This is a genomic window from Nocardia canadensis (genome assembly GCF_032656385.1).
GTDB lineage: Bacteria > Actinomycetota > Actinomycetes > Mycobacteriales > Mycobacteriaceae > Nocardia > Nocardia canadensis.
The window spans coordinates 220,658-243,464 of record NZ_JAVCWB010000001.1 but is presented as its reverse complement, the minus strand read 5'-3'; the positions used below and the strand labels follow the sequence as shown (position 1 = coordinate 243,464).

The window sequence follows — 22,807 nt, the reverse complement described above, 5'->3', positions numbered from 1 at the left end:
ATACATTTCCGGGACCGCCCGTTCCGCCGGCAGCGAACACCGGCGAAATAAGCTGGTCGGGTGGATGGCGACCGGAGTGCGGAGCTACTGGCCGATGCCCTGCGCGGCCGGCTCGACGGCGCGGTCGACGCGTCGGCCCGCCGCCGCGCCGAGTACTCCTCGGACGCCTCCAACTACCGGGTCCGGCCCACGCTGGTGGTGTTCCCGCGCCACGACGCCGATGTCGCCGCGACCGTCACCTTCGCTCGCGAACACGGGCTCTCGCTGACCGCGCGCGGCGCGGGGACCTCGGTGGCGGGCAATGCCGTGGGTCCCGGGATCGTGCTCGATTTCAGCAGGCATCTGCGGGGCGTGCTCGCGGTCGATCCGCAGGCGCGCACGGCCCGGGTGCAGCCGGGCGTCGTGCTGTCGGACCTGCAACGACGGCTGCGGTCCGACGGTCTGCGGTTCGGGCCAGACCCGTCCACCCAGGACCGCTGCACGCTGGGCGGGATGATCGGCAACAACGCCTGCGGGCCGCACGCGCTGGCCTGGGGGCGCACCTCCGATCGGGTGCGGTCGCTGCGCGTCGTCGACGGGACGGGCACCGAACGGGTGCTCGGGGACGACCTCGGCGTGGTTCCCGGTCTGGCCGGATTCGCCACCGCCAACCTCGCGGTATTGCGTACCGAGCTGGGCCGATTCGATCGGCAGGCGTCCGGGTACGGGCTGGAACACCTACTGCCGGAGCGTGGTTCGTCGATCGCGAAGGCATTCGTCGGCACCGAGGGCACCTGTGGACTGCTGCTCGAGGCCGAACTCGACCTCACCCCGGTGCCCGCCGCCACTGTGCTGGCCGTGCTCGGCTACCCCGATATCGCCACGGCGGCAGACGATGTCGCCGCGGTCACCAGGTGCGGGCCGATCGCGGTGGAGGGCATCGATGCCGGTCTGGTCGACCGGGTCCGCGCGCATCGCGGCACGGTGCCCGCACTGCCGCGCGGGCGCGGATGGCTGTTCGTCGAGACGGCGGGGGCGAGTGCCGACGAGGCGTTCGCGCAGGCCGAGCGGCTGTGCCGGGAGGCGAACGCCGAGGACCATCGCATCGTCACCGACCCCGCTGCCGTGGCGGCACTCTGGCGGATCCGGGCCGACGGAGCCGGATTGGCCGGGCGCACACCGGACGGTCGTCCCGCCTGGCCCGGCTGGGAGGACGCCGCCGTCCCACCCGCTCAGCTGGGCCGCTACTTACGCGAATTCGCCTCGCTCACCGCGGCGTACGAGGTCGACGGGCTGCTGTACGGCCATGTCGGCGACGGTTGCATCCACGTCCGGCTCGATTTCCCGATCGCCGACGCGCCCCGGCGTTTCCGGTCCTTCCTGTTCGACGCCGCCGAACTCGTGGTGCGCCACGGTGGTTCGCTCTCCGGCGAACACGGCGACGGGCGCGCCAGATCCGAACTGCTCGCGGTGATGTACTCCCCCGCCGCGCGTGCCGCCTTCGCCGGGTTCAAGGCGTTGTTCGACCCCGACGACGTGCTCAACCCCGGCGTCCTCGTCGACGCGGCGCCCGTGGATGGCGACCTGCGAGTCGCGGGGCTGCGTCCGCTGCCATCGGTGGGTGGTTTCGCGCTGGCCGACGATGCCGGCGATCTGTCCACAGCTGTGCACAGGTGTGTAGGAATCGGCAAGTGCCGGGCGGACACTCGCGCCTCGGGCGGCTTCATGTGCCCGTCGTACCTGGCGACCGCCGACGAGAAGGACAGCACTCGAGGCCGCGCCCGCGTCCTCCAAGAGGTCGTCCGCGGCGAACTCGATTGGCGCGCACTGGCGGTCGAGGAATCACTGGATCTGTGCCTGTCCTGCAAGGCCTGTGGATCGGACTGCCCGGCGGGCGTCGACATGGCCACCTACAAATCCGAAACCCTGTACCGCCGCTACCGAGGTCGCCCCCGGCCGCTCGACCACTACGTCCTGGGCCGACTTCCCCGCTGGCTCACTGTCGCCCAACGCTTTCCCCGCCTGGCCAACACTCTCGCCGCCCGCCCCCTGCTCCGCCGAACCGCCATGCGCGCGGTCGGCATCGATCCCCGCCGCCGCGCACCGGTCCTCGCGCCGACGCCGTTCCGCCGGATCTGGCAGGAAATCGGTGGCAACAGCCGCACCGAGCCCGCGGTCGCCGCCCTCGTGCGCTCCCGCCACCACCACCTACTGCCGCACTCGCGCACCGACGACCCCGCCGCCACCACCACGAAAGCGACGTCGACCGGGTCGTCGACGGGGAGCGAGCGCACGGTGCTGCTGTGGGTGGATTCCTTCACCGACACCTTCGATCCGGCGAACGCGATCGCCGCGACGGTGTTGCTCGAAGAACTCGGCTACCGGGTACATATCCCCACGGCTCGGGTCTGCTGTGGATTGACGTGGATAACCACCGGACAGCTCGACGGCGGGCGTGCTCGGCTGCGGGCGACGGTGGAGGCGCTGGCCGACCACGTGGCCGCGGGTGGACTGGTCGTCGGTCTCGAACCGTCGTGTACCGCCGCGCTGCGCGCCGACCTGCCGGAACTACTGGCCGATGATCCGCGGGCGGCGCGGGTCGCGGCTGCCGTTCGGACGCTGGCCGAGCTCCTGGTCGACCAGCCCGGATGGCGGCCGCCGCCCCGTGCGGGGGAACGGGTCGTGGTACAGCCGCATTGTCATCAGCATGCCGTCGGTGGGTTCGCCGCGGAGCGCAGGTTGCTGGCCGCGATGGGCGTCACCGTCGAGGAGCTGGCCGGGTGCTGTGGGCTGGCCGGGAACTTCGGAATGCAGAGAGGCCACTACGAGGTGTCCGTCGCGGTCGCGGAGAGTGCCCTGCTCCCGGCCCTGCGCGCAGCCCCGGACGGCACGACGTTCCTGGCGGACGGCTTCTCCTGCCGGACGCAGGCCGAGCAGTTGGCGAACGTCCGAGGAGTGTCGTTGGCGACGTTCCTCTTGCGCGGCTGAGGTGCGCGGCCGTCTGATGCGTGCGCCGTGTCCGGCGCCCGCGCGGTAGGCCCGCGGTCGAACGCGGCTCAGCTACCGCCGGGCAGGGTGCCGGGCGCGATCTGGTACCCCGAGCTGCCCGCCGACCCGCTGCCCCACGCCGCCAGCAGCCAGTTGAGTGCGTTGGTGATCATCGGGTACCTCCTGCATCGATGGGATGCCGGCTGTTTGCCAACACGATCTACATCGCGGTGAACGTGGCGAATATTACGAACACGCATCGGCGCGGGAGCGGGCGCGCACAATGGTCGGGTGCGCGATCAGACCCTCGACCCCGGCCTGACGACGGCCGGGCTGTCCAGGACCGTCCGGTCGAGCAGACCGTTCGACGTCGGGCTCACCGTGGTCCCGCTGCGGCGCGGCGGCGGCGATCCGTGTCACCACGTCGACGCCGACGGCGCGCACTGGCACGCCTCCCGGATGCCGACCGGGGTGGTCACCTACCGGCTCGTCCAGGACGGCCGCGACGGCGCGCACGCGCGCGCCTGGGGACCCGGCGCCGAGGAATTCCTGGCCGGGCTGGACCGGATGCTGTGCCTCGAGGAAGACCTGGCCGACTTCACGCCCGAGCATCCCAAGCTGGTCGAAGCCCATCGCGTGGTGCCCGGCCTGCGGATGCTGCGGACCGGGCTGGTGTTCGAATCGCTGGTGCCGGCGATCCTCGAGCAGAAGGTGCACACCAAGTCCTCGTTCGCGGCCTGGCGCAGCCTGGTCCGTGAGTTCGGCGCGCGGGCGCCGGGGCCCGCGCCCGCCGGGCTGATGGTCGCGCCCGACGCCGAGACCTGGCGGCGCATTCCGTCGTGGAAGTACCACCGGGCCAATGTCGGCCCGCAGCGGGCACAGACCATCGTGCGCGCGGCCCGGGTCGCCGACTCGATCGAGCGCACCGCGCAGCTCTCGCCCGGCGAGGCCGCGCGGCGGTTGCGCAGCCTGCCCGGCATCGGTGTCTGGACGGTTGCCGAGACCGCGCAGCGCGCCTTCGGCGACGCCGACGCCCTCTCGGTCGGCGACTACCACCTGGCCGCGACGGTCGGCTGGAGCCTGCTCGGCAGGCCGATCGACGACGACGCGATGATCGAGTACCTGGAACCGCTACGGCCGCACCGCTATCGGGCGGTGCGCCTGCTCGCGCTGAGCGGGCAGGCGCACAAACCGAAATTCGGGCCACGCACCCCGATCACCGACCACCGGCACCGCTAACGGATCGCGCGCTGGTCGAGCACGCAGTGCCCCGCGTCGACGAGGGTGGTGCGGGCCCGCCTGCGGACCCGGCACTCGTCGACCGTGCAGTCGAGGTGCAATTGCATTGCGGCATGGGCCTGTTCGGCGTCCATCGGGCCCGGATCGGTGCCGCAACCGAGTAGTGCAGCGGCAATATGCATGTTCACATCGCTCAATTGCATGTCTCCAGGAGAGCACGCAACCGTTCGGCTAACGGCCGGTACACGCCGATCCCGATATTTCGCGGCGAATTCCCAGCACGGCATCCAACGGGGAGTGCAGGATTCCCCATAGTGGACGAAATCCACCGCCATAGGCGGGGCTGTGGGCTGTGGCGGGTTGCGAGCACAGAAGGAGTGGGGCTGTGGCAGCGAACGCATCGACCGGAGTGGGCGGACCGGCGGCAGGGGTCTCCTCGACACTGCCGCGCCGCCAGCTCGGCCGCTATCTGCGCGATTGGCGGACCCAGGCGGGTCTGACGATCGCCGAGGCCGCCAAGTTGATGGAATGGGGCGCCAGCACGTTGCAGCGCCTGGAAAAGGGCCAGGCCGACCGCATCCGGACGATCGACATCCACGAGCTGTGCCGGATCTACGGTATTCCGGACGATCTCGCCGAGGGCTTGACGGGCCTCGCGCAGCAGGCCGCCGTCAAGAGCTGGTGGCACGCGTACGGCGATCTGATTCCCGAAAACTTCGACGTCTATGTGGGTTTGGAGGCATCGGCGCATCGGCTGCGGGCTTATCAGTCCGAATTGGTCCTCGGCCTGCTGCAGACGGCCGACTACGCGCGTGCGCTGAATCAGCTGGGCTATCCCAAGGATTCGGTCGACGAGCTCGATCGGCGGGTCGCGTTGCGGCTGCAACGACAGGCGTTGATCAACCGCAAGCATTCGCCCGCCGAGATCGATGTGGTTCTGCACGAATCGGTATTGCATCGCATCGTCGGTGATGCAAAGGTGATGGCTGCGCAGTTGCGACATCTTGCCGACGCGAGCACCCGAAGCAATGTGACACTGCGTATCCTGCCGTTTGCCGCCGGTGTTCCACTCGGAGTCTCCACCGGACCTTTCACGGTTCTCGAGTTCGGCACCGACAGCAAGGGGCAACCGGTCGAACCACCGGTGGTGTACGCCGAAGGCTTCACCGGCGATCTCTACCTGGAACGACGCGCGGATGTCAGAAGGTACGACCGGGCTCACGAGTGCCTCCAGCGTCATGCGCTGGATATTCAACCGAGTAGACACCTGCTGCGGCAGGTCGCGAAGGAGTATGTGGCATGAGTTTCGATCTCGTCGACGCACACTGGTTCAAGAGCACGCGCAGCGGCGCGGGCAAGGACTGCGTCGAAGTGGCATTCCTGTTCGGTGGTCGCGTCGGCGTGCGCGACAGCAAGAACCCGGCCGGCCCCGCGCTGGTCTTCGACGGCCCGAGCTGGGACGCCTTCACCCAGGGCATCGACAACGGCGCGTTCGCGTGCGCTCTGGGCGCACGGTGAACAGCAAGCGCACCATCGACACCACCGGCGCGACCTGGCTGCGCGCCGGGACCGCGGGGGAGGGCAGCAGCGTCGAGGTCGCCATGCTGCCCGACGGGTACGTGGCGTTGCGCGACGGCAAGAATCCCGACGGTCCGGTGCTGATTTTCACCCCGAGCGAGTGGACCGCGTTCACCGCGGGCGTGCACGACGGCGAGTTCGATCGCCCTTGATCACGTTTGGATCAAGGCCCGGCCGGGTAGCCCATCTACATGGACCGAGGGTTGAAGAAAATGCCACCCCGGTACCGGAGGCTGGCGCCTGAGGACGGAGTCGAGCGCCTGATCGTGATACTGCTGTTCGCGGTATCGGCGATCGGGATCTATGTGCTCACCGGTTCGCTTCTCGGCGCGCTGTTCATCGGATTACTGGTCGGATTAGTCGCGGTGGGGACTGTCGCCGTGTTGTAGAAGGCGATCGCCGCGGGGCACGCCATCACGTGCCCCGCGGCGAGTCGCCTACCGACGGAACAGTTTGTTGCCGAGCCACACAATCGGGTCGTATTTGCGATCGACAACGCGTTCCTTCAAGGGAATGAGCGCGTTGTCGGTGATCTTGATGTGTTCCGGGCACACCTCGGTGCAGCATTTGGTGATATTGCAATAGCTCAGGCCCGCTTCCTCCTGTGCCATTTCCCGGCGGTCGGCGGTGTCGAGCGGGTGCATCTCCAGTTCGGAGATGCGCATCAGATAGCGCGGGCCCGCGAAGGCCTGTTTGTTGTCCTCGTGATCGCGGACGACGTGACAGGTGTTCTGGCACAGGAAACACTCGATGCACTTGCGGAACTCCTGTGAGCGTTCCACATCGACCTGTTTCATCCGGTAGTCACCGGGCTTCAGGTCTGCTGGAGGCGTGAAAGACGGTATCTCCCTTGCCTTCTCGTAGTTGAACGAGACATCGGTGACGAGATCCTTGATGATCGGAAAGGTGCGCATCGGCGTCACCGTGATCACCTCGTCAGGGGTGAAAGTCGACATCCGGGTCATGCACAGCAACCGCGGCCTGCCGTTCACCTCCGCCGAACACGAACCGCATTTTCCCGCTTTGCAATTCCAGCGGACCGCGAGGTCGGGTGCCTGGGTGGCCTGCAGGCGATGGATGATGTCGAGCACCACCTCGCCCTCGTTCACCAGCACCGTGTAGTCCTCCAGGCCGCCGCCGTCGAGATCACCGCGCCAGACCCGGAACCGGGCGTCGTACCCCATCGCTACGCCTTTCCCTCGGTCGAGCCGGCCGCCGGATGGGCGGCCAATTCCTGCTCGGTGTAGTACTTCTCGAGTTCGCTGAGCTCGAACAGGGCGAGCAGATCGTCGCGCATCGGCGTCTGATCGGCCGGGGTGACGGTGACCGCCGGGACCTGCCGGTCGGCCGTGGCCGGGTCCACCGCGCAGACCAGCAGCTTGTTGCGCCAGTCGGGATTCATGCCGGGGTGGTCGTCACGGGTGTGCCCGCCGCGGCTCTCGGTGCGCAACAGCGCCGCCTCGGCGACGCATTCGCTGACCAGCAGCATGTTGGCCAGGTCCAGCGCCAGATGCCAGCCGGGATTGAACTGCCGTTTCCCCTCGACGGTGACCTCGGCGTACCTGGCGCGCAGCTGCGCCAGCTTTTCGATGGCCTCGCGCACCTCGTGTTCCTTGCGGATGATGCCGACCAGGTCGTTCATCGTCTGCTGCAACTCGCTGTGCAGGGTGTACGGGTTCTCCCCCGCGCCGGTGGCGGGCGGATCGAACGGTGCGAGAGCGGCTTTCGCCGCCGCCTCGATGTCGGTCTCGGCCGGCGCGGGCCGGTCGGTGAGCTGCTGGACGTAGGCCGACGCGCCGAGCCCGGCCCGTCGCCCGAACACCAGCAGATCCGACAGCGAGTTGCCACCGAGCCGGTTCGAGCCGTGCATGCCGCCGGAACACTCACCGGCGGCGAACAAGCCGGGCACCACCGCGGCGCCGGTGTCGGGGTCGACCTCGATACCGCCCATCACGTAGTGGCAGGTCGGGCCGACTTCCATCGGCTCGGCGGTGATGTCGACATCGGCCAGTTCCTTGAACTGGTGGTGCATCGAGGGCAGCCTGCGCACGATCTCGTCGGCGGGCATCCGGGAAGCGATGTCGAGGTAGACGCCACCGTGCTCGGTGCCGCGCCCCGCCTTCACCTCCTCGTTGATCGCCCTGGCGACCTCGTCGCGGGGGAGCAGGTCGGGGGTGCGGCGCGCGGAGTCGTTGTCGCGCAACCACTGATCGGCCTCGGCCTCGGTCTCGGCGTACTGGCCCTTGAACACCGGTGGGATGTAGTCGAACATGAAGCGCTTGCCGTCGGAGTTCTTCAGCACGCCGCCGTCGCCGCGCACGCCCTCGGTGACCAGGATGCCCTTCACGCTCGGCGGCCAGACCATGCCGGTCGGATGGAACTGCAGGAATTCCATGTTGATCAGCGTCGCGCCCGCCCGCAGGGCCAGCGCGTGGCCGTCGCCGGTGTACTCCCAGGAGTTCGAGGTCACCTTGTAGGACTTGCCGATCCCGCCGGTGGCCAGCACGATCGCCGGCGCCCTGAACAACACGAAGCCGCCGGATTCGCGCCAGTAGCCGAAGGCGCCCGCGATGCGGCCGCCGTCGGTGAGCAGTTCGGTGATGGTGCACTCGGCGAAGACCTTGATCCTGGCCTCGTAGTCACCGGTGGCCGCGTAGTCCTCCTGCTGCAACGAGACGATCTTCTGCTGCATGGTGCGGATGAGTTCCAGGCCGGTGCGGTCGCCGACGTGGGCCAGCCGGGGATAGGTGTGGCCGCCGAAGTTGCGCTGGCTGATTCGCCCGTCGGGCGTCCGATCGAACAGGGCCCCATAGGTTTCCAGTTCCCATACCCGGTCGGGCGCCTCCTGCGCGTGCAGTTCGGCCATCCGCCAGTTGTTGAGGAATTTGCCACCGCGCATGGTGTCTTTGAAATGGGTCTGCCAGTTGTCCTTCTCGTTGGCATTGCCCATCGAGGCCGCGCAGCCGCCCTCGGCCATCACGGTGTGCGCCTTGCCGAACAGCGACTTGCACACCACCGCGACCGAGAGTCCTTGCTCGCGGGCCTCGATCACCGCGCGCAGCCCGGCGCCGCCCGCCCCGATCACCACGACGTCGTAGTCGTGCCGTTCCACATCTGACATTCGAACTAGCTCCTGGTGTCGACGCGATTCAGTTGACGAACCGCAGGTCCGAAATGGTCTGGCTGGCCACCAGCATCACGTAGAAGTCGGTGAGCACGAGGGTGCCGAGGGTGGTCCAGGCCAGCGCCATATGGCGGGTGTTGAGCTTGGAGACCTGGGTCCAGAACCAGTACCGCACCGGATGGGCGGAGAAGTGCTTGAGCCTGCCGCCGGCGATGTGCCTGCACGAGTGGCACGACAACGTGTAGGCCCACAGCAGGATGACGTTGACCAGCAGCACGATGTTGCCGAGGCCGAAGCCGAAACCGCCGGTCTCCCCGTGGAACGCGGTGATCGCGTCGTAGGTGTTGATCAGCGAGACCAGCAGCGCGACATAGAAGAAGTAGCGGTGCGAGTTCTGGATGATCAGCGGCAGTCGCGACTCACCGGTGTAGCGCGCGTGCGGTTCGGCGACCGCGCAGGCGGGCGGGGAGAACCACACCGACCGGTAGTAGGCCTTGCGGTAGTAGTAGCAGGTCAGCCGGAAGCCGAGCAGGAACGGCAGCACCACGAACCCGAGCGGGATCCACATCGGCAGCTCGCCGAACGGCGTGCCGAAGTGGCTCGATCCCGGGACGCAGGAGTCGCTCAGGCAGGGGGAGTAGAACGGCGTCAGATAGTGGTATTGCGGCACCCAATAGGCCGTGCGCACAAAGGATCTGATCGTCGCGTAGACGACGAAGGCGCCGAGACCGATCGCGGTGAGCAGTGGTGGCAGCCACCAGCGGTCGGTGCGCAGGGTCCGCGCGGCGATGCGGGCCCTCGTCTTGCTGAACACGCCCGTCCCGGACGACGGGCTGGTGGTCGGTGCGGCACTCACGGTGGATGCCTCGCTGATCTAGGCCGTGCGGCGGTTGATCATTCCCCACCGCGATGGATTGTGATGTGGAGCACCATACGCCTGTGTTCTCGCCGCTCGAGCCGGGTCTCACGCAACCGCCTGTTCCACCCCCTGGTGATCTCTGTCACAGCAATAACTCCCGTGACAGTCGGTCACGCCGGTGCAACAAACCTGTGGTGCCCTGTCACTGGAATTCCCCGCACCGGGGAAAGGAGCGTGACGAGCAATGAGAAGAGCCGCGATCGTGGCACCCGTCCGCACGCCCAGTGGCGTGGAGGGTGGCGCGCTGTCCGGGATGCCCGCCGAGTGGTTGGCGACCACGGTCCTGTCGGCCGTGATCGAGCGCTCCGGGATCGACCCGCTACGCATCGAGGACGTCGCGATGGCGTGTGTCGACGGCGGGCTCTCCGACGTGCCCGCGATCGGCGCACTGGCCGCGCGCGGAGCCGGCCTGCCCTTCGCGGTGCCCGGATTCCTCACCGACCGGCACGGCGGCAGCGGCCTGCAGGCGGTGATCACCGCGGCGATGATGGTGCAGACCGGCGCCGCCGACGTGGTGGTGGCCGGCGGCGTCGAGTGCTCGCCGGCCCAAGCCGGACTGCCGGGCGGTCGCGAGGGACTGCACAACGCCGAGCGGCTCGCGCACTACTACGGCATCGACCGCAATGCCGCCGACGAATTCGCCGTGGCCAGCCACCGCAAGGCGGCGCGGGCGTGGCGGCAGGGCGCGTTCGGCGCGGAGGTGGTGCCGGTCGGCGTCGCCGCCGGTGCGCTGGAACACCAGATCCGCCGTGATGAGGGGGTGCGCGACGACCTGTCGACGCACACCCTGGCCGGGTTACGGCCGCTGCTCGTCGACGGCGTCGTCACCATCGGCAACATGAGCTCGCACCGGCTCGGCGCGTCGGCGTGCCTGGTCGTGGCCGAGGACCGGCTCGACGAACTGGGGTTGACCCCGATGGCGTTCCTCGCGGGCTGGGCCGCCGCGGGCTGCGACAGCGAGGGCCCGGCGCTCGGCGCGGCGCCCGCGGTATCGAAGCTGCTGGCCCGCACCGGCTGCTCGCTCGACGAGATCGACCTGCTCGAGATCAACGAGGGCTACGCGGTCGAGGTGCTCGCCCTGGCCACCGAATGGGAACTCGACCCGCACGACCGGCTCAACGTCAACGGCTCCGACATCGCCCTCGGGCACCCGGTCGGCGCCACCGGCCTGCGGATCATGACGACGATGCTGCACGAGCTGGGCCGCTGCGGCGGCCGCTACGGCCTGGAGGCCATCGCGCTCGGCCACGACCACGGGATCGCGGCGCTGTTCGAATCGGCCGACTCCGACGAACCGTCGGAGACCCCGCGCGGCGCCCGGTTCCACGGCGTCCGCCCCGGACGCCGGTTCGGCCGACACCGCGCCTGACAGGGGTCGGCGCGGCGACCCCTGGGTGGCAGGACCGCCGCGCCGGTGAACAGGTCTGACTATTTGGTTCTGGGCCGGGAGTGGAAGCCGAGGCCCTCGTCCTGAGCGCCCATCCAGGCGGCCTCGTCGGACTTGCTGTCCGGGACGTAGATCGGTTCGGATCTGCGGGGGACGGCGAGCTCCGGCGGTGGCGCCTGCTCGAACTCCTCGGCATCGATGACGAGCCGCTCGAGGTCGTTCTCCAGCCGGCGCACGGTGGCCGCGTCGCCGTAGTTGGAGCGCAGTGCGCCGATCGATTGCCGGAGTTGACCGACCGCGTAGCGCAGTTCCGCGATATCGCTGCGTGTCATCGTTACCTCCTGTGTATATGGCGGGCATACCGACTCGCCGGATCACCTGGCACGCCCGTGAACTCCCGGGCCGCACTGCACCGAGCCGTGTGACTCACCACACAACGTGATCTCCACCACAATAACCGAGCTTTTCGGTTTACGCCCGGAGTTGGCCCGGATTCGGCGATTGCCGTCCGGTAACTCCGGTTCTCAGCCCGCGACCGCGTAGTGCTTGCGGACCCCGGCGGCGGCCCGCTCGACGAGCACGGCGATCGAGGTCGCGACCTCCTCGGCGCGCTCCAGGATGACGCTGTGTCCGGCGCCCTCGATCCGCACCAGTTCGGCGCCCGCCAGTTGCGAGGCCAGCACCACCGAGTGGGTGAACGGCACCATCAGATCGGCCGAGCCGGCCAGCACCAGGGTGGGCAGATCGCCGAGCCGGGCCAGGGTGCGCGCCTCGTCGAAGGTCAGCAGCGAGCTGAGGAAGCCCGACATCGTCAGCAGCGGCGTCTCGTTCAGGATCGCGGTCGCCACCGCGGCGACCCGCGGGTTCACTCGCCGCGTGCCGGTGGCGGCCTCGCGGATCAGTGGCCCGAAGATCCAGCGGGAGAAGCGCTTCGAGGCCTGCATCACCCGGGGTGCGCGCAGGACCGCGTGCTGTAACGAGGCGACGGCGTGCCGATTGAGCAGTCGGCCGAGGCCGACCTCGGTGATCCCGCCCGCCGCGCCCGCGATCAGTCCGATCCCGGCGACGCGGGTGCCGATGGACGCGGGGAACAGCCGGGCGTAGGCCAGCAGCACCATCGCTCCCATCGAGTGGCCGACCAGCACGACCGGCCCGGTCGGCGCGACCGCGCGCAGCACCGCGTCGAGGTCGGTGGCCAGCTGATCGATGGTGTAGGTCGCGTGGTCGGCGTGGCCGGATTCGCCGTGGCCGCGGTGGTCGTAGAACACCATCCTGGTGTCGCCGTCCCAGTGTCGGAGCAGGTGCTCGCGCAGGAACGCCCACGATTCGGTGTGCAGGCAGTGGCCGTGGACGAAGACGACGGTCAGCGCGGCGTCGGCGGCCCCGAAGGTGCGGACCGCGATCGGCACACCGTCGTCGGTGACGACGGTGGCGCGCCGACCGAGAAGATCGGTGGTGGCGAACGACTTCGACATAGCGGCCTCCTGTGGTTCTGGAGCGCTGGCCGCGGCCCGCCATGAGGAGAGTCGCGTACTGAGTTATTCGAATCAGATTTCCGGCCCGTTAGCCCGCCAATCCTGGCGTTATCCAGCCGATGCGCAACCGAATCCGGGCGGGCCCTGGTCGTTATGCAGGAGATTCTTCGGCTATCTAGCTCTCGAACTAGAGATTCTTAGATCGTCGTCGAGAGCTCTCTCGAGGGTTGTCTTAGTCCTTCTAGGAAAGTGGCTAGAGAGAAGTAGAGAGCTATACGCTCCGCAGATACCGGCCGAAGTGGGGGACCGTGAAACCGATCGTGCCGCGCTCGGCCGAGTAGATCAGGCCCTTCTTGATGAGCCCGTCGCGCGCGGGCGAGACCGAGGCCGGCTTGCGGCCGAGCTCGGCGGCGACCGCCGACGTGGCGACCGGGCCGTCGTCGCCGGCCAGGTCGGCCATCGCGCGCATGTACTCGCGCTCGGCGGGCGTCGCGCGCTCGTACCGGGAGCCGAAGAAGCCGACCGCCAGTTCCTCCTCGGCGGCGGGCGCTGCCACCTCGACGTCCTCGGCGGTGATCGGACTGTCGGGCGCCTGGTCCCAGGCCGCCTTGCCGTAGGCCTGCACGAAATACGGGTAGCCGTCGGCCTTCTGGTAGAGCGAGTCCAGCGCGTCCTCGGTGAATTTCACCTCTTCCCGCTCGGCGGGGGCGATCAGCGCGAGGTCGGCCGACTGCCGGTCGAGCCGGTCGATGCGGTGATAACTGAACAGTCGCTCCGAGTAACTCTTCGAAGCCGACAGCACCGCGGGCAGATGCGGCAGCCCGGCGCCGACGACGATCAGCGGCGCGCCGTCCTGGCTCAGCTCGTGGCAGGCGCCGCAGATCGCCGAGACGTCGGCCGGGCCGAGATCCTGCATCTCGTCGATGAAGATGCCGATCCCGACGCCGATATCGGCCGCCAGCGCCGCGGCCTCCTTGAACAGCTCGATCAGGTCGATCTCGATGTCGCCCGAATCGGCGCGGCCGGTCACCGCGGGCACATCGATGCCGGGTTGCCAGCGTTCGCGCATGCCCTTGTCGGCGGTGGCGCGCAGGGCGAAGGCCTTGAGGATGCCGAGGAAGTCGTCGACGTGCTCGGGATTGCGGTGCGCCATCGCGATCGCGCGCACCGCCATGTGCAGCGCCGAGGACAGTGGCCTGCGCAGATCCTGGTCCGGTCGCGCCTCGATCTTGCCGGTGCCCCAGCCGCGCGAGATCGCCGCCGAACGAAGCTGGTTGAGCAGCACGGTCTTTCCGACCCCGCGCAGCCCGGTGAGCATCACGCTGCGCTCCGGCCTGCCCCTGGCCACCCGCTCGAGCACGATGTCGAAGGCGGCGAGTTGCTTGTCACGTCCGGCCAATTCGGGTGGACGTTGGCCGGCGCCGGGAGCGTAGGGATTGCGCACGGGGTCCATGCCGGACAACCGTAGCGCGGATCAGCGGGGGAATCTCGGTAACTCTGGGCTGTGTCCTAGATACTGCTAGCGAACCGGAGACGACGTCATCGCAGCGGAACGGAGTGACATGCCCGAGGAACCCCAGTGGGACGCGCACGGAGAGCCGATGGCGACCTCGACGGCCGCCCTCCTCGACGGCCTGCGGCTGCCTGCGGACGCGCACCTGACCGAGTCGATCCGGGTGTTCCTGCGGGCCGCCGTCGAGGGGGAGGGCGGCGACGATCCGGAGGCGCTGGCCGCGCTGGCGCTGGGCCCGCTGTTGATCGCGCTCGGGCGGCTCGAGATCGACCTGGCCGACGCGCGCACCCGCATCGCCGACCTCGAACAGGTGCTCGGCGGGCGCGACGGCCGCGCCCGATAACGCGACGGCCGATCGGGATATCGGACCGTTACGCGCGGCGACACGCCGGAACGACAGCGCTTGTCCAGGGCTTTCCCGAGTGCGGGAAAACAACTTGCGTGCTTCGCTGGACAGCTTCCATCACAGGCCGTAATCTTCTCGTGACTTAGTGGAGTCTGTCGCTTCGTCAGAGAAACGGCGCCATTGAGTCACCGCCGAATAGTTGTCGTCGCCAAGCGATTCCGACGACCCGGTGGTGGAGCAGCAAGATCGGAGACTCGTCTCGGTGGGTAAACACAGCTTGCAGCGGGATTCTCGACTGCCGAATTCCGTCAAGGGTGCGCTCGTCATGGGTGCGGTGGCCGCCACGACTGGTGCGATGCCTGCGATTTCGCAGGCCGCCACGATCAACATTCCCGGCCTCGGTAACTTCGATCTGCCGCCGGAGCTCGAGCAGCCCGCGCAGCAGGTGGAGAAGCAGCTTCAGGCGATGGTCGCCCCGCAGGGCCAGGCCGCCCCGCAGCTGCCGAGCGTCACCTTCGACAACCCCTTCCAGCAGCAGCAGTCCGCGGGCAACATCGCCCTGGACGCGGCGCGGACCAAGCTCGGCGCGGTCTACAGCTGGGGTGCCGCCGGCCCGTCGAGCTTCGACTGCTCCGGCCTCGTGCAGTGGGCCTACCGTCAGGCCGGAATCGAACTGCCGCGCACCAGCTTCGAGCAGTCCCACGTGGGCGCGCCGGTGTCCTTCGACAACCTGCAGGCCGGTGACATCGTCATCACCAACGGTGGCGGTCACGTCGGCATCTACGCCGGCAACGGTCAGCTGCTGAACGCGGTGCAGTCGGGCACCCCGGTGTCCTACACCCACCTCAGCGCCGACGACGTCGTCACGGCTCGCCGTATCGTCTAAGGGGTGACCCCCGCGGAACAACGCTCCGTCACCCAGGCCCGCGTCGACTCGTGGATCTGGGCGGTGCGCTTGTTCAAGACGCGCTCGGCCGCGGCGGAAGCCTGCCGCGCCGGGCATGTGCGAATCAACGGTGTCACCGTCAAACCCGCGCAGCAGGTGCGGATCGGTGACGAGATCCGGATCAAGCACGCGGGCCTCGAACGCATCGTCGTCGTCGAGCGGATCATCCACAAGCGCGTCGGGCCACCGATCGCCGCGCAGTGCATGATCGATCGCAGCCCGCCGCCACCGCCGAAGGAAGTCCTCGCCTCGATCCCGCAGCGCGATCGCGGTGCGGGCAGGCCGACCAAGCGGGAACGCCGCGAAACGGATCGACTGATGGGCCGCACCGACTAGCGCAGCTCTGACCACGCGCTAGGTCGATACCTTCGCCGCCAGTCTGCTCGACGCGATCGTCGCGATCCCGATCGTGCACAGGGTGGCCAGCATGATCGCCGAACCCTCGCCCGGCACGAGCATGCCCAGCTGACTGCCCACCGTCACCGCGGCGACCGGCACCCCGATCTGTGCCGCCGCCAGCGTCCCGTACGACAGCGGCTGACCCAGCACCCGCGTGGTCCAGTGCGCGACGACCGCGCCGACGCCGAGGGTCAGGCCGAGCAGGATGAACTGCGGATGCGCGCCGAGTTCGCGCAGGTCGAGTCGGGCTCCCAGCCAGACGAAGAACAGTGGCGCCAGCAGCCCGTCACTGATCGCGAATACCTGCTTGGCCACGCGCCGGGGCTCGCCGATCCCCGCCACCGCCAGCCCGGCCGCGAAGCCGCCGAGCATGATCGACACATGCATCGAGCTGGCCACGCCGCACAGCAGGAAGACCAGCACCAGGCTCACCCGCAGCTCGAGGGTGAACTTGCGTTCCTCGGACACCTCGTGCACCTGCCGGCGCGCGCCGGTCTTCTCCAGATACCGCAGGATCAGGAACATCACGCCGGCGCAGGCCGCGACGACCACCGCGCCGATCGCGGCCCGCAGCGCGTTGTCCGGATCGATGACCAGGGGCAACGCGACGATGCAGGCGGTGTCGGCGATGGCGACCTGCGCGGTGAGCGCGAGCACCGGCGGTCCGCTCAAGCGCAGCGAGTCGATGATCGGCAACGCCATCGCCGCCGAGGACGACGCCATCAGCACCGCGTAGATCCCCGTGTGGCCCATGCCGAAGGCCTGTGACACGCCCCAGCCCCCGCCCGCGGCGACGACGCCGACCAGCACCGCTCGCAGCGCGCCCGCGCCGAGCGCGCCGCGCACGGCGGGATCGCGCACCGGCACGTGCGTACCCGCCGCGAACATCACCAGCGCGAAACCCATGTCGGCCAGGAACACGAAGATCGGATCGCTCGCGTCGAGGATTCGCAACCCGGTCGTACCGAAGACGACCCCGGCCAGCAGCTCACCCAGGATGACCGGCAGATGCAGCCGCTTGGGCAGGGCGAGCAGTGGTCCGATCACCCCGAGCGCGACGATCAGCGCCAGGGTCGCGAAGGTCACGGCATCGCGGCGATCTTGGCGGGGATCTCGGCGTTCTCGTCGGCGAAGTAGAGCGCGCAGACCCGGTGGTACCCGTCGGCGATCAGCATCGGCACGTTCTTGCGGCAGTCGCCGCGGACCAGCAGGATCGGCGAGAGCTTCTTGCCCTCGTTGATCTTGAGCAGGTCCTTGCGCACGTGGGGATTGTCCGGGGTCAGGGCCTCGAGCTGGGAGGCGCGCAGGATGTCTTTCGCCTTCTTCACGACCACCGGTGCGCTGCGGAGGTCGGCGACGATCGCCTCGACCACCGTCGCGTCGCCGAGCAGTTCGAGATAGTCGGCGGCGGCCGGGTAGTCGTGTTCCTCCGGGGTGGCCTTCCATTGCACCTGGATGATTTGGTCTGCCATCGAATCATCATCCGCCGCTGCGGCCGGGTTAGCGGGAGAGTCGCTGGATGTTGTCGTTTGTTTGCGCGATCGGTATCCGGGCGGCGGGCCCCGAAAAGTACGCGGTGGTCGGGGTGTGGGCTATCGCCTACGGTGGCACCTATGGGTGAGCGCAGCACGATGTTATCGACGCTTCTCGCCTGCTGTGTCGCTGTCGTCGCGACGGTTCCGCGGCTGCTGTGGCCGCGCGCCGCCGACACCGCGTTCCTGGCCGCGCTGGAATCGGCGCCGTTGCCGCCCGCGCGCGCGACGGTCTCGCTCACCGCGCTGGTCCAGGCCGAGATGTCCGCGCCGACAGCGATCGTCGCCGAGGGCGTGCGGACGCTGCGGTCGACGCCGCTGACCATGTCGACCTTCCTGGTGCGCCACCCGTCGGCCACCTTCCTGGTCGACCCGGCGATCTGCGCGGGCGTGCACGAGCGAGTGCTGCCCGAACTGCCGTTCCCCGTCCCGCTGCTCGTGGCCCCCGGCCAGCCGGTGCGCGGCTTGAGCGAAGTCCTCGCCGCCCACGACCTGACCGGCGCCGACATCGATTTCGTGCTGCCGACGCACCTGCACTGGGACCACGTCGCCGGGCTCTACGAGCTGCCCGGCTGGGTGCCGATCCGGGTGCCCGGCGTCGAATACCGCTGGGCGATGGGCGGATCGCGCGCCCCGCTGGGTGTCGCCCGTGGCCCCTTGCGTGGACGCGTGTTCGACCTCTACGACCTCGACGGACCGCCGGTGCTCACCTTCACCCGCAGCCACGACCTGTTCGGTGACGGCTCGGTCGTGCTGGTCGACCTGCCCGGGCACACGCCCGGCAGCATCGGCGTGCTGCTCGCCGTCGACGACGGGTCGCGGGTGCTGCTCGCGGGCGACGCGGTGTGGAGCACGCTGCAGGTGGAGTTGCTGCGCGAGAAGGCCCCGCTGCCCGGCGACCTCGTCGACGACGATCGCGATACCGCCTTCGAGACGGTGCACCGGCTGCACGCGCTGCCCGAGGAGATCGAGCTGATCCCCGGCCACGATCGCGCCGCCGTCACCGCCCGCGCCCCGCACTGAGCCTCAGCGCGCGGCCAGCCCCTCGGCCACGCTCGCATAGCGCGGCCGCCAGTCCAGCTCCGCGTGCGCCAGCGCGCTCGAGATCCGCATCGATGTGTCCGCCATCAGCGCGCCGATATAGGGCACGGCCAGCCGGATCATCCACGCGGGCAGCCGGATCGGCCGGGGTGTGCCGTGGCTGCGGGCCACCTCGGCGAAGAACTCGCGCCAGGTGATCGGGGTGTCGTCGGCCAGGTTGTAGGCGCTGCCCGGCGTACCGCGGTCGAGCGCGGCGACCGTCGCCGCGGCGGCGTCCTCGACATGGATCCAGCTGTTCACCCCGCCGGCACCGAGCGGGCCGACCGGCGCGTGCTTGCGCATCATGTCGGCGAACAGGTCGCTGAACGCGCCCGGCCCGTAGAACAGCCCGTACCGCAGCGCGATGCCGTCGACGCCCGGCGCCTCGAACACCTGCTGCTCGCCCGCGACGGTCGCGCGCACCACCTCGTCGGCGACGCCACCGGTGTACACCCCGAACGGATCGCGCTCGGTCAGCGGCCGGTCGCCGTGATCGAGGTAGCCGTAGCCGAGGATCAGCGACTGGGTGACGAAGCGGCCCGCGCCGACCAGCTCGGCCGCGGCCAGCAGATTGGCGGTGCCGACGGTGCGCAGCAGGCCGGTCGGGTCGTCGGCCGGAATCCGGCGCTGCACCTTGGCATCGCGCAGCGCGGTCGCTTCGTGGACGACGGCGTCGAACGCGGTGCCGTCGAGCGCGCGCAGCAGCCCGTCGCGATCGAGCACGTCGGCGGTGACCGGGTCGGCGCCGAGCTCGCGCACCAGCGGATGGGCGTCGGGGCTGCGCACGATGGCCGACACGCGGTGCCCGTTCGCGGTCAGCGCGCGGATCAGTGGACGGCCGATGGCGCCGGTGGCGCCTGCGAGCAGAACCTGCATGGGAGTTCCTTCCGGCGGAGTGAGTGTTTCCCTGCTTCCTGGACGGATCGAGCCGGTGCGATGTGACGGTCTGTGATGGGCTTCACCCGGTGTACGGTGGCCGGGAATTGGGCCGATGTCACGGCGGGTCGACGGCGTGTCGGTGTGTATCGTGCGGCTCATGCGAGTCGACGGTCGGGAGATCCCGGTCACGGGAAGTCTCCTGCAGCCGCTGATCCGGCGTACCAGCGACATCATCCGGGTCGTGCTGGCGGCGATCGGGGTGGGTGTGGTGGTCGCGGGCTCGCTGATCACCAGGCCGGAGTGGTTGGCGCTGGAACGGTCGGTGTCCAAGATCGTCGACTTCCTCAGCCCGGACCAGTCCACCCTGGTGTATCTGGTCTACGGCATGCTCATCCTCGCGCTGCCGTTCGCGATCCTGATCGAGCTGGTCTTGCGCAGGCAGTGGAAGCTGCTGGCGGGCTACGCCGCGGCCGGGCTGCTCGCGGTCCTGGCGCTCTCGATCACCGGCGCGGGCATCTCCACTCCGAAATGGCATCTGCCCGCACCGGATCGCTTCGACACCTTCCTCTCGCAGTTCCTCGACGACCCGCGCTGGATCGCGATGCTCGCGGCGATGCTCACCGTCTCCAGTCCGTGGCTGCCGCCGCGGCCGCGGCGGTGGATGTGGTTTCTGCTGTTGATGTTCGCGCCCATCCATCTGGTCGTCAGCTCGGTGGTGCCCGCGCGGGCCATGCTCGGGCTGGTGGTCGGCTGGCTGGTCGGCGCGGTGATCGTCTGGCTGGTCGGCACCCCGGCGCTGGAGGTGCCGCTGGAAGCGGCGGTGCGGGTGCTGGCTCGGCGCGGCTATACGGTGCGGGCCTTCCGGGTCGACCGGCCCGCCGGACGCGGTCCACTGCTGCTGGCGACCGACGTCGACGGACCCGAGTCCGAGATCGTCGTCGAGCTGTACGGCCGCGATCAGCGCAGCTTCGGCGCGATCCGGCAGCTGTGGCGCTGGATCACCTTCCGCTCCAGCGAGACCGCGCCGCTGCACGGTTCGATGCACCGCGCGGTGGAACACCGGGCGCTGATGGGCATCGCCATCGGCGACCTCGGCATGGCCGACAGTCATCAGGTCGCGGTCGCCGGCCTGGACCGTGGCTGGATGCTGTACGCGCACACCGTTCCCCGCGGCACCCCGATCCGCAAGCTGTCCGCGCAGGTGTTGCCCGGAGTGTGGCGGACGCTGCTGCGCCTGCACGAGAACCAGATCAGCATGGGCGACCTGCAACCCGACTACGTGCGAGTCCACCAGGGCGACACCCTGTTCGGCGGCTTCGCCTTCGCCGAGTTCGGCGCGGCCGACGCGCAGCGCCAGACCGACATCGCCCAGCTGCTGGTCTCGACGACCTCGCTCTACGGCAAGCACGAGGCGGTGTCGGCGGCGATCGAGGTGCTCGGCGAGAGCGCGGTGGTCACCGCGGCCCGGCGGCTCACCAAATCGGCCATGCCGACCGGCATCCGCAAGTCGGTGCCGCAGTGGACCAAGGTCCTGGCGACCGCGCGCGAGGAGGTCCGCGAGCAGACCGGGCACGATCGCATCCATCCCGAACAGCTCACCCGCTTCACCCGCAATCAGCTCATTCAGCTGGTATTGCTGTTCGCCCTGGTCTACGTGGCGTATCCGTTCTTCAGCCAGGTGCCGACCTTCTTCAGTCAGCTGCGCACGCTGAACTGGTGGTGGGCGCTGCTCGGCTTGGTGATCTCGGCACTGACGTATGTGGGCGCGGCCGCCGCGCTCGGTGCCTGCGCGGACTGGATCGTCCGGTTCCGCGATCTGTTCCTGGAGCAGCTGGCCAATACCTTCGTCGCCACCACCACGCCGGCGGGCGTCGGCGGTTTGGCGCTGAGCGTGCGCTTCCTGCAACAGGCCGGGATGACGACCATGCGCGCGACCGCGGCGGTGGCGCTGCAGCAATCGGTGCAGGTGATCACGCACCTGGTGCTGCTCGTCGTGTTCAGCGTGGTGGCGGGCACCTCCACCAATCTCGCGCACATCGTGCCGGACGCGACCGTGCTGTACCTGGCCGCGGGTGTCGGTGTCGGCCTGATCGGCGCGTTCATGTTCGTGCCGAAACTGCGCCGCTGGGTGAATCACTCGGTGCGCCCGCAGCTCAAGGAGGTTCTCGGCGAACTCGTCGACCTGGCCCGCGATCCCATCCGGTTCTCGATGATCGTCGGCGGATGCGGCGCGATCACCCTCGGGCAGGCGCTGGCGCTGTGGGTCAGTGTCGAAGCCTTCGGCGGTGGCACCGATTTCGTCGCGGTCACCATCGTCACCATGATCGGCGGCACGCTGGCCTCGGCCGCGCCGACCCCGGGTGGCGTCGGCGCGGTCGAGGCCGCGTTGATCGGTGGTCTGGCCGCCTTCGGTGTTCCGGCCGAGATCGCGGTGCCCGCCGTGCTGCTCTATCGCGTGCTGACCTGCTGGATTCCCGTCGCCCTCGGCTGGCCGATCATGCGCTGGATGGGCGAGAAGCAGATGATCTGAGGCGCTCAGTCGGCGCGCAGGGCGATCACCAGGCCGTCCTTGGCGCACACCGACGGAGTGGCGGGGTCGGGTTGGGCGTTGCACTGCCAGCCGTCGACGACGACCGAATCCGACGGGCTGATCGTGGTGACGTAGCTGGTCGCCACGTCGATCGCGACGGTGCAGCCCGGCCGGCCTGCCGCGGTGCCGACCGCGATCACCGTGCGGCTGTGCCCACCGGCATCGGTGACCGGGCCGCAGTTCACGTCCTCGGGCAGCGGTGACGGCGCGGGCGGGACGTCGCTGGTGGTGGTGACCGGCGGCTTGGTCGGGTCGACCGTGCGGATCGGTGTCGTCGCGGGCGGCGGCGGGGTGGCGGGTGCGGCGTCGCCACGCAGGCCGATGGTCAGGCCCTGGTTGACGCAGATGTGCGGCACGGCGGTGTCGGGCTGCGGCGCGCAGGTCCAGCCGTCGACGACGGCGGCGTCGCCGGTGCGCGGGGTGCCGAGGTAGTCGGCGACCACGTTGACGGCCTCGGTACAGCCCGGCCTGCCCGCGTCGGAGGCGAAGGCGATGACATCGGCGGTGCCGCCGTTGCCGCCGGTGACCGGACCGCAGTTCACGTCGGCGAGCGGGGGCGGCTCCGGCGCGGGCGGGTGGGTCGGGCTCGGCGGCGGCAGCGGTGCGATCGAGGTGCCGGTCAAAGACCCGCGATCACGACGAGTCCGGCGACGGCGCCCGCCGCGAGCCGAGTGGTTTGCACGCCAACCTCCAGGTGAATGTTTAGCTCCCCCGTTGCTCGCGTATTCAATCATGGTGGCGCGCAATGCTGTCTGATCCACACGGACGCGTTCCCCGCTATGTTTTCCCCGGTCGACTCGCGTGCTACCGGACATTCCGGGAGTTGCCCGTGG

Annotated in this window: 23 protein-coding genes; 12 read left to right on the top strand and 11 right to left on the bottom strand. The window is 69.3% G+C overall.

The genetic code is table 11. From position 1 onward, the window contains the following. Positions 1–60 precede the first annotated feature (60 nt). Both Q7X29_RS01110 and Q7X29_RS01105 read left to right on the top strand, forming a co-directional pair. Positions 61–2,967 carry an FAD-binding and (Fe-S)-binding domain-containing protein gene (locus Q7X29_RS01110; protein WP_316573057.1) on the top strand — a complete coding sequence of 969 codons (2,907 nt, stop codon included), beginning with the start codon at positions 61–63 and terminating at the stop codon, positions 2,965–2,967. A gap of 291 nt (positions 2,968–3,258) precedes the next feature. Beyond that, the gene (locus Q7X29_RS01105; RefSeq protein ID WP_308248474.1) at positions 3,259–4,206 is read left to right on the top strand and encodes a DNA-3-methyladenine glycosylase family protein; all 948 of its coding nucleotides are present in this window, start codon (positions 3,259–3,261) and stop codon (positions 4,204–4,206) included. On the opposite strand, the gene Q7X29_RS01100 is transcribed toward Q7X29_RS01105, so the two are convergent. After that, positions 4,203–4,388 (bottom strand): hypothetical protein, encoded by a 186-nt coding sequence (locus Q7X29_RS01100; protein ID WP_316573056.1) that lies wholly within the window; start codon positions 4,386–4,388, stop codon positions 4,203–4,205. The genes Q7X29_RS01105 and Q7X29_RS01100 overlap by 4 nt on opposite strands. Positions 4,389–4,591: 203 nt before the next feature. Here Q7X29_RS01100 and Q7X29_RS01095 point away from each other — a divergent pair, with 203 nt between their 5' ends. From Q7X29_RS01095 to Q7X29_RS01080, 4 genes are read left to right on the top strand one after another with little or no spacing between them, the layout of a single operon-like run. Continuing rightward, positions 4,592–5,509 carry a helix-turn-helix domain-containing protein gene (locus Q7X29_RS01095; RefSeq protein WP_308248475.1) on the top strand — a complete coding sequence of 306 codons (918 nt, stop codon included), beginning with the start codon at positions 4,592–4,594 and terminating at the stop codon, positions 5,507–5,509. Continuing rightward, positions 5,506–5,724: a DUF397 domain-containing protein gene (locus Q7X29_RS01090; RefSeq protein ID WP_218718371.1), complete on the top strand. Its 219-nt coding sequence runs from the start codon at positions 5,506–5,508 to the stop codon at positions 5,722–5,724. The genes Q7X29_RS01095 and Q7X29_RS01090 overlap by 4 nt, the downstream gene beginning before the upstream one ends. Continuing rightward, positions 5,703–5,936, top strand: a complete 234-nt coding sequence (locus Q7X29_RS01085; protein WP_316573055.1) for a DUF397 domain-containing protein — start codon at positions 5,703–5,705, stop codon at positions 5,934–5,936. Before Q7X29_RS01090 ends, Q7X29_RS01085 begins: the two co-directional genes overlap by 22 nt. A 39-nt stretch (positions 5,937–5,975) precedes the next feature. After that, the gene (locus Q7X29_RS01080) at positions 5,976–6,173 is read left to right on the top strand and encodes a hypothetical protein (protein ID WP_218718373.1); all 198 of its coding nucleotides are present in this window, start codon (positions 5,976–5,978) and stop codon (positions 6,171–6,173) included. Between the two features lie 48 nt (positions 6,174–6,221). On the opposite strand, the gene Q7X29_RS01075 is transcribed toward Q7X29_RS01080, so the two are convergent. Genes Q7X29_RS01075 through Q7X29_RS01065 form a run of 3 tightly spaced genes read right to left on the bottom strand, consistent with a single transcriptional unit; the run spans position 6,222 to position 9,764 of the window. After that, positions 6,222–6,968, bottom strand: a complete 747-nt coding sequence (locus Q7X29_RS01075; protein ID WP_218718374.1) for a succinate dehydrogenase/fumarate reductase iron-sulfur subunit — start codon at positions 6,966–6,968, stop codon at positions 6,222–6,224. A gap of 2 nt (positions 6,969–6,970) precedes the next feature. Beyond that, positions 6,971–8,905 (bottom strand): fumarate reductase/succinate dehydrogenase flavoprotein subunit, encoded by a 1,935-nt coding sequence (locus Q7X29_RS01070; protein ID WP_218718375.1) that lies wholly within the window; start codon positions 8,903–8,905, stop codon positions 6,971–6,973. Positions 8,906–8,933: 28 nt separating this feature from the next. Then, positions 8,934–9,764, bottom strand: a complete 831-nt coding sequence (locus Q7X29_RS01065) for a hypothetical protein (RefSeq protein WP_218718376.1) — start codon at positions 9,762–9,764, stop codon at positions 8,934–8,936. 247 nt (positions 9,765–10,011) lie between these two features. On the opposite strand from Q7X29_RS01065, the gene Q7X29_RS01060 reads away from it, so the two are divergent. Next, the gene (locus tag Q7X29_RS01060; protein WP_218718377.1) at positions 10,012–11,196 is read left to right on the top strand and encodes a thiolase family protein; all 1,185 of its coding nucleotides are present in this window, start codon (positions 10,012–10,014) and stop codon (positions 11,194–11,196) included. 59 nt (positions 11,197–11,255) lie between these two features. Here the strand turns inward: Q7X29_RS01060 and Q7X29_RS01055 are convergent, their stop codons facing one another. The 3 genes from Q7X29_RS01055 to Q7X29_RS01045 form a co-directional block, all read right to left on the bottom strand. Then, positions 11,256–11,546 (bottom strand): hypothetical protein, encoded by a 291-nt coding sequence (locus Q7X29_RS01055; RefSeq protein ID WP_071930967.1) that lies wholly within the window; start codon positions 11,544–11,546, stop codon positions 11,256–11,258. A 192-nt stretch (positions 11,547–11,738) separates the two neighbouring features. After that, positions 11,739–12,689, bottom strand: coding sequence for an alpha/beta fold hydrolase (locus Q7X29_RS01050; RefSeq protein ID WP_316573054.1), 951 nt, complete (start codon positions 12,687–12,689; stop codon positions 11,739–11,741). Between the two features lie 271 nt (positions 12,690–12,960). Further along, positions 12,961–14,142: an AAA family ATPase gene (locus Q7X29_RS01045; RefSeq protein WP_218718379.1), complete on the bottom strand. Its 1,182-nt coding sequence runs from the start codon at positions 14,140–14,142 to the stop codon at positions 12,961–12,963. Positions 14,143–14,251: 109 nt separating this feature from the next. On the opposite strand from Q7X29_RS01045, the gene Q7X29_RS01040 reads away from it, so the two are divergent. From Q7X29_RS01040 to Q7X29_RS01030, 3 genes are all read left to right on the top strand, one after another. Then, a complete protein-coding gene (locus tag Q7X29_RS01040; protein WP_218718380.1) occupies positions 14,252–14,545 on the top strand; it encodes a hypothetical protein in 294 nt (97 codons plus the stop codon). A 328-nt stretch (positions 14,546–14,873) separates the two neighbouring features. After that, on the top strand, positions 14,874–15,434 hold the full coding sequence (locus tag Q7X29_RS01035; RefSeq protein WP_189031567.1) for a C40 family peptidase: 561 nt from the start codon (positions 14,874–14,876) through the stop codon (positions 15,432–15,434). Between the two features lie 3 nt (positions 15,435–15,437). After that, positions 15,438–15,830: an RNA-binding S4 domain-containing protein gene (locus Q7X29_RS01030; RefSeq protein WP_218718381.1), complete on the top strand. Its 393-nt coding sequence runs from the start codon at positions 15,438–15,440 to the stop codon at positions 15,828–15,830. Positions 15,831–15,848: 18 nt separating this feature from the next. On the opposite strand, the gene Q7X29_RS01025 is transcribed toward Q7X29_RS01030, so the two are convergent. Next, a complete protein-coding gene (locus tag Q7X29_RS01025) occupies positions 15,849–16,979 on the bottom strand; it encodes a cation:proton antiporter (protein WP_218718382.1) in 1,131 nt (376 codons plus the stop codon). Beyond that, entirely contained in the window at positions 16,976–17,365 is a 390-nt protein-coding gene (locus tag Q7X29_RS01020; RefSeq protein ID WP_218718383.1) for a hypothetical protein, read from the bottom strand. Before Q7X29_RS01020 ends, Q7X29_RS01025 begins: the two co-directional genes overlap by 4 nt. Positions 17,366–17,524: 159 nt before the next feature. Here Q7X29_RS01020 and Q7X29_RS01015 point away from each other — a divergent pair, with 159 nt between their 5' ends. Continuing rightward, on the top strand, positions 17,525–18,448 hold the full coding sequence (locus Q7X29_RS01015; RefSeq protein ID WP_255587703.1) for an MBL fold metallo-hydrolase: 924 nt from the start codon (positions 17,525–17,527) through the stop codon (positions 18,446–18,448). Between the two features lie 3 nt (positions 18,449–18,451). Here Q7X29_RS01015 and Q7X29_RS01010 read toward each other — a convergent pair whose 3' ends face one another. Continuing rightward, positions 18,452–19,381, bottom strand: a complete 930-nt coding sequence (locus tag Q7X29_RS01010; protein ID WP_316573053.1) for an NAD-dependent epimerase/dehydratase family protein — start codon at positions 19,379–19,381, stop codon at positions 18,452–18,454. Positions 19,382–19,541: 160 nt separating this feature from the next. Here Q7X29_RS01010 and Q7X29_RS01005 point away from each other — a divergent pair, with 160 nt between their 5' ends. Continuing rightward, positions 19,542–21,914: a lysylphosphatidylglycerol synthase transmembrane domain-containing protein gene (locus Q7X29_RS01005; RefSeq protein ID WP_218718386.1), complete on the top strand. Its 2,373-nt coding sequence runs from the start codon at positions 19,542–19,544 to the stop codon at positions 21,912–21,914. Positions 21,915–21,919: 5 nt separating this feature from the next. Here the strand turns inward: Q7X29_RS01005 and Q7X29_RS01000 are convergent, their stop codons facing one another. Next, positions 21,920–22,597 carry a hypothetical protein gene (locus tag Q7X29_RS01000; RefSeq protein ID WP_316573052.1) on the bottom strand — a complete coding sequence of 226 codons (678 nt, stop codon included), beginning with the start codon at positions 22,595–22,597 and terminating at the stop codon, positions 21,920–21,922. Positions 22,598–22,807: the final 210 nt, after the last annotated feature.

What these genes read in the sequence shown, in the direction of transcription:
- Q7X29_RS01045 (WP_218718379.1), bottom strand. Translation starts at nt 14,142, where the DNA reads ATGGACCCCGTGCGCAATCCCTACGCTCCCGGCGCCGGCCAACGTCCA.
- Q7X29_RS01100 (WP_316573056.1), bottom strand. Translation starts at nt 4,388, where the DNA reads ATGCATATTGCCGCTGCACTACTCGGTTGCGGCACCGATCCGGGCCCG.
- Q7X29_RS01005 (WP_218718386.1), top strand. Translation starts at nt 19,542, where the DNA reads ATGCGAGTCGACGGTCGGGAGATCCCGGTCACGGGAAGTCTCCTGCAG.
- Q7X29_RS01080 (WP_218718373.1), top strand. Translation starts at nt 5,976, where the DNA reads ATGGACCGAGGGTTGAAGAAAATGCCACCCCGGTACCGGAGGCTGGCG.
- Q7X29_RS01020 (WP_218718383.1), bottom strand. Translation starts at nt 17,365, where the DNA reads ATGGCAGACCAAATCATCCAGGTGCAATGGAAGGCCACCCCGGAGGAA.
- Q7X29_RS01040 (WP_218718380.1), top strand. Translation starts at nt 14,252, where the DNA reads ATGCCCGAGGAACCCCAGTGGGACGCGCACGGAGAGCCGATGGCGACC.
- Q7X29_RS01055 (WP_071930967.1), bottom strand. Translation starts at nt 11,546, where the DNA reads ATGACACGCAGCGATATCGCGGAACTGCGCTACGCGGTCGGTCAACTC.
- Q7X29_RS01060 (WP_218718377.1), top strand. Translation starts at nt 10,012, where the DNA reads ATGAGAAGAGCCGCGATCGTGGCACCCGTCCGCACGCCCAGTGGCGTG.
- Q7X29_RS01015 (WP_255587703.1), top strand. Translation starts at nt 17,525, where the DNA reads ATGTTATCGACGCTTCTCGCCTGCTGTGTCGCTGTCGTCGCGACGGTT.
- Q7X29_RS01075 (WP_218718374.1), bottom strand. Translation starts at nt 6,968, where the DNA reads ATGGGGTACGACGCCCGGTTCCGGGTCTGGCGCGGTGATCTCGACGGC.
- Q7X29_RS01035 (WP_189031567.1), top strand. Translation starts at nt 14,874, where the DNA reads ATGGGTGCGGTGGCCGCCACGACTGGTGCGATGCCTGCGATTTCGCAG.
- Q7X29_RS01050 (WP_316573054.1), bottom strand. Translation starts at nt 12,689, where the DNA reads ATGTCGAAGTCGTTCGCCACCACCGATCTTCTCGGTCGGCGCGCCACC.
- Q7X29_RS01010 (WP_316573053.1), bottom strand. Translation starts at nt 19,381, where the DNA reads ATGCAGGTTCTGCTCGCAGGCGCCACCGGCGCCATCGGCCGTCCACTG.
- Q7X29_RS01090 (WP_218718371.1), top strand. Translation starts at nt 5,506, where the DNA reads ATGAGTTTCGATCTCGTCGACGCACACTGGTTCAAGAGCACGCGCAGC.
- Q7X29_RS01070 (WP_218718375.1), bottom strand. Translation starts at nt 8,905, where the DNA reads ATGTCAGATGTGGAACGGCACGACTACGACGTCGTGGTGATCGGGGCG.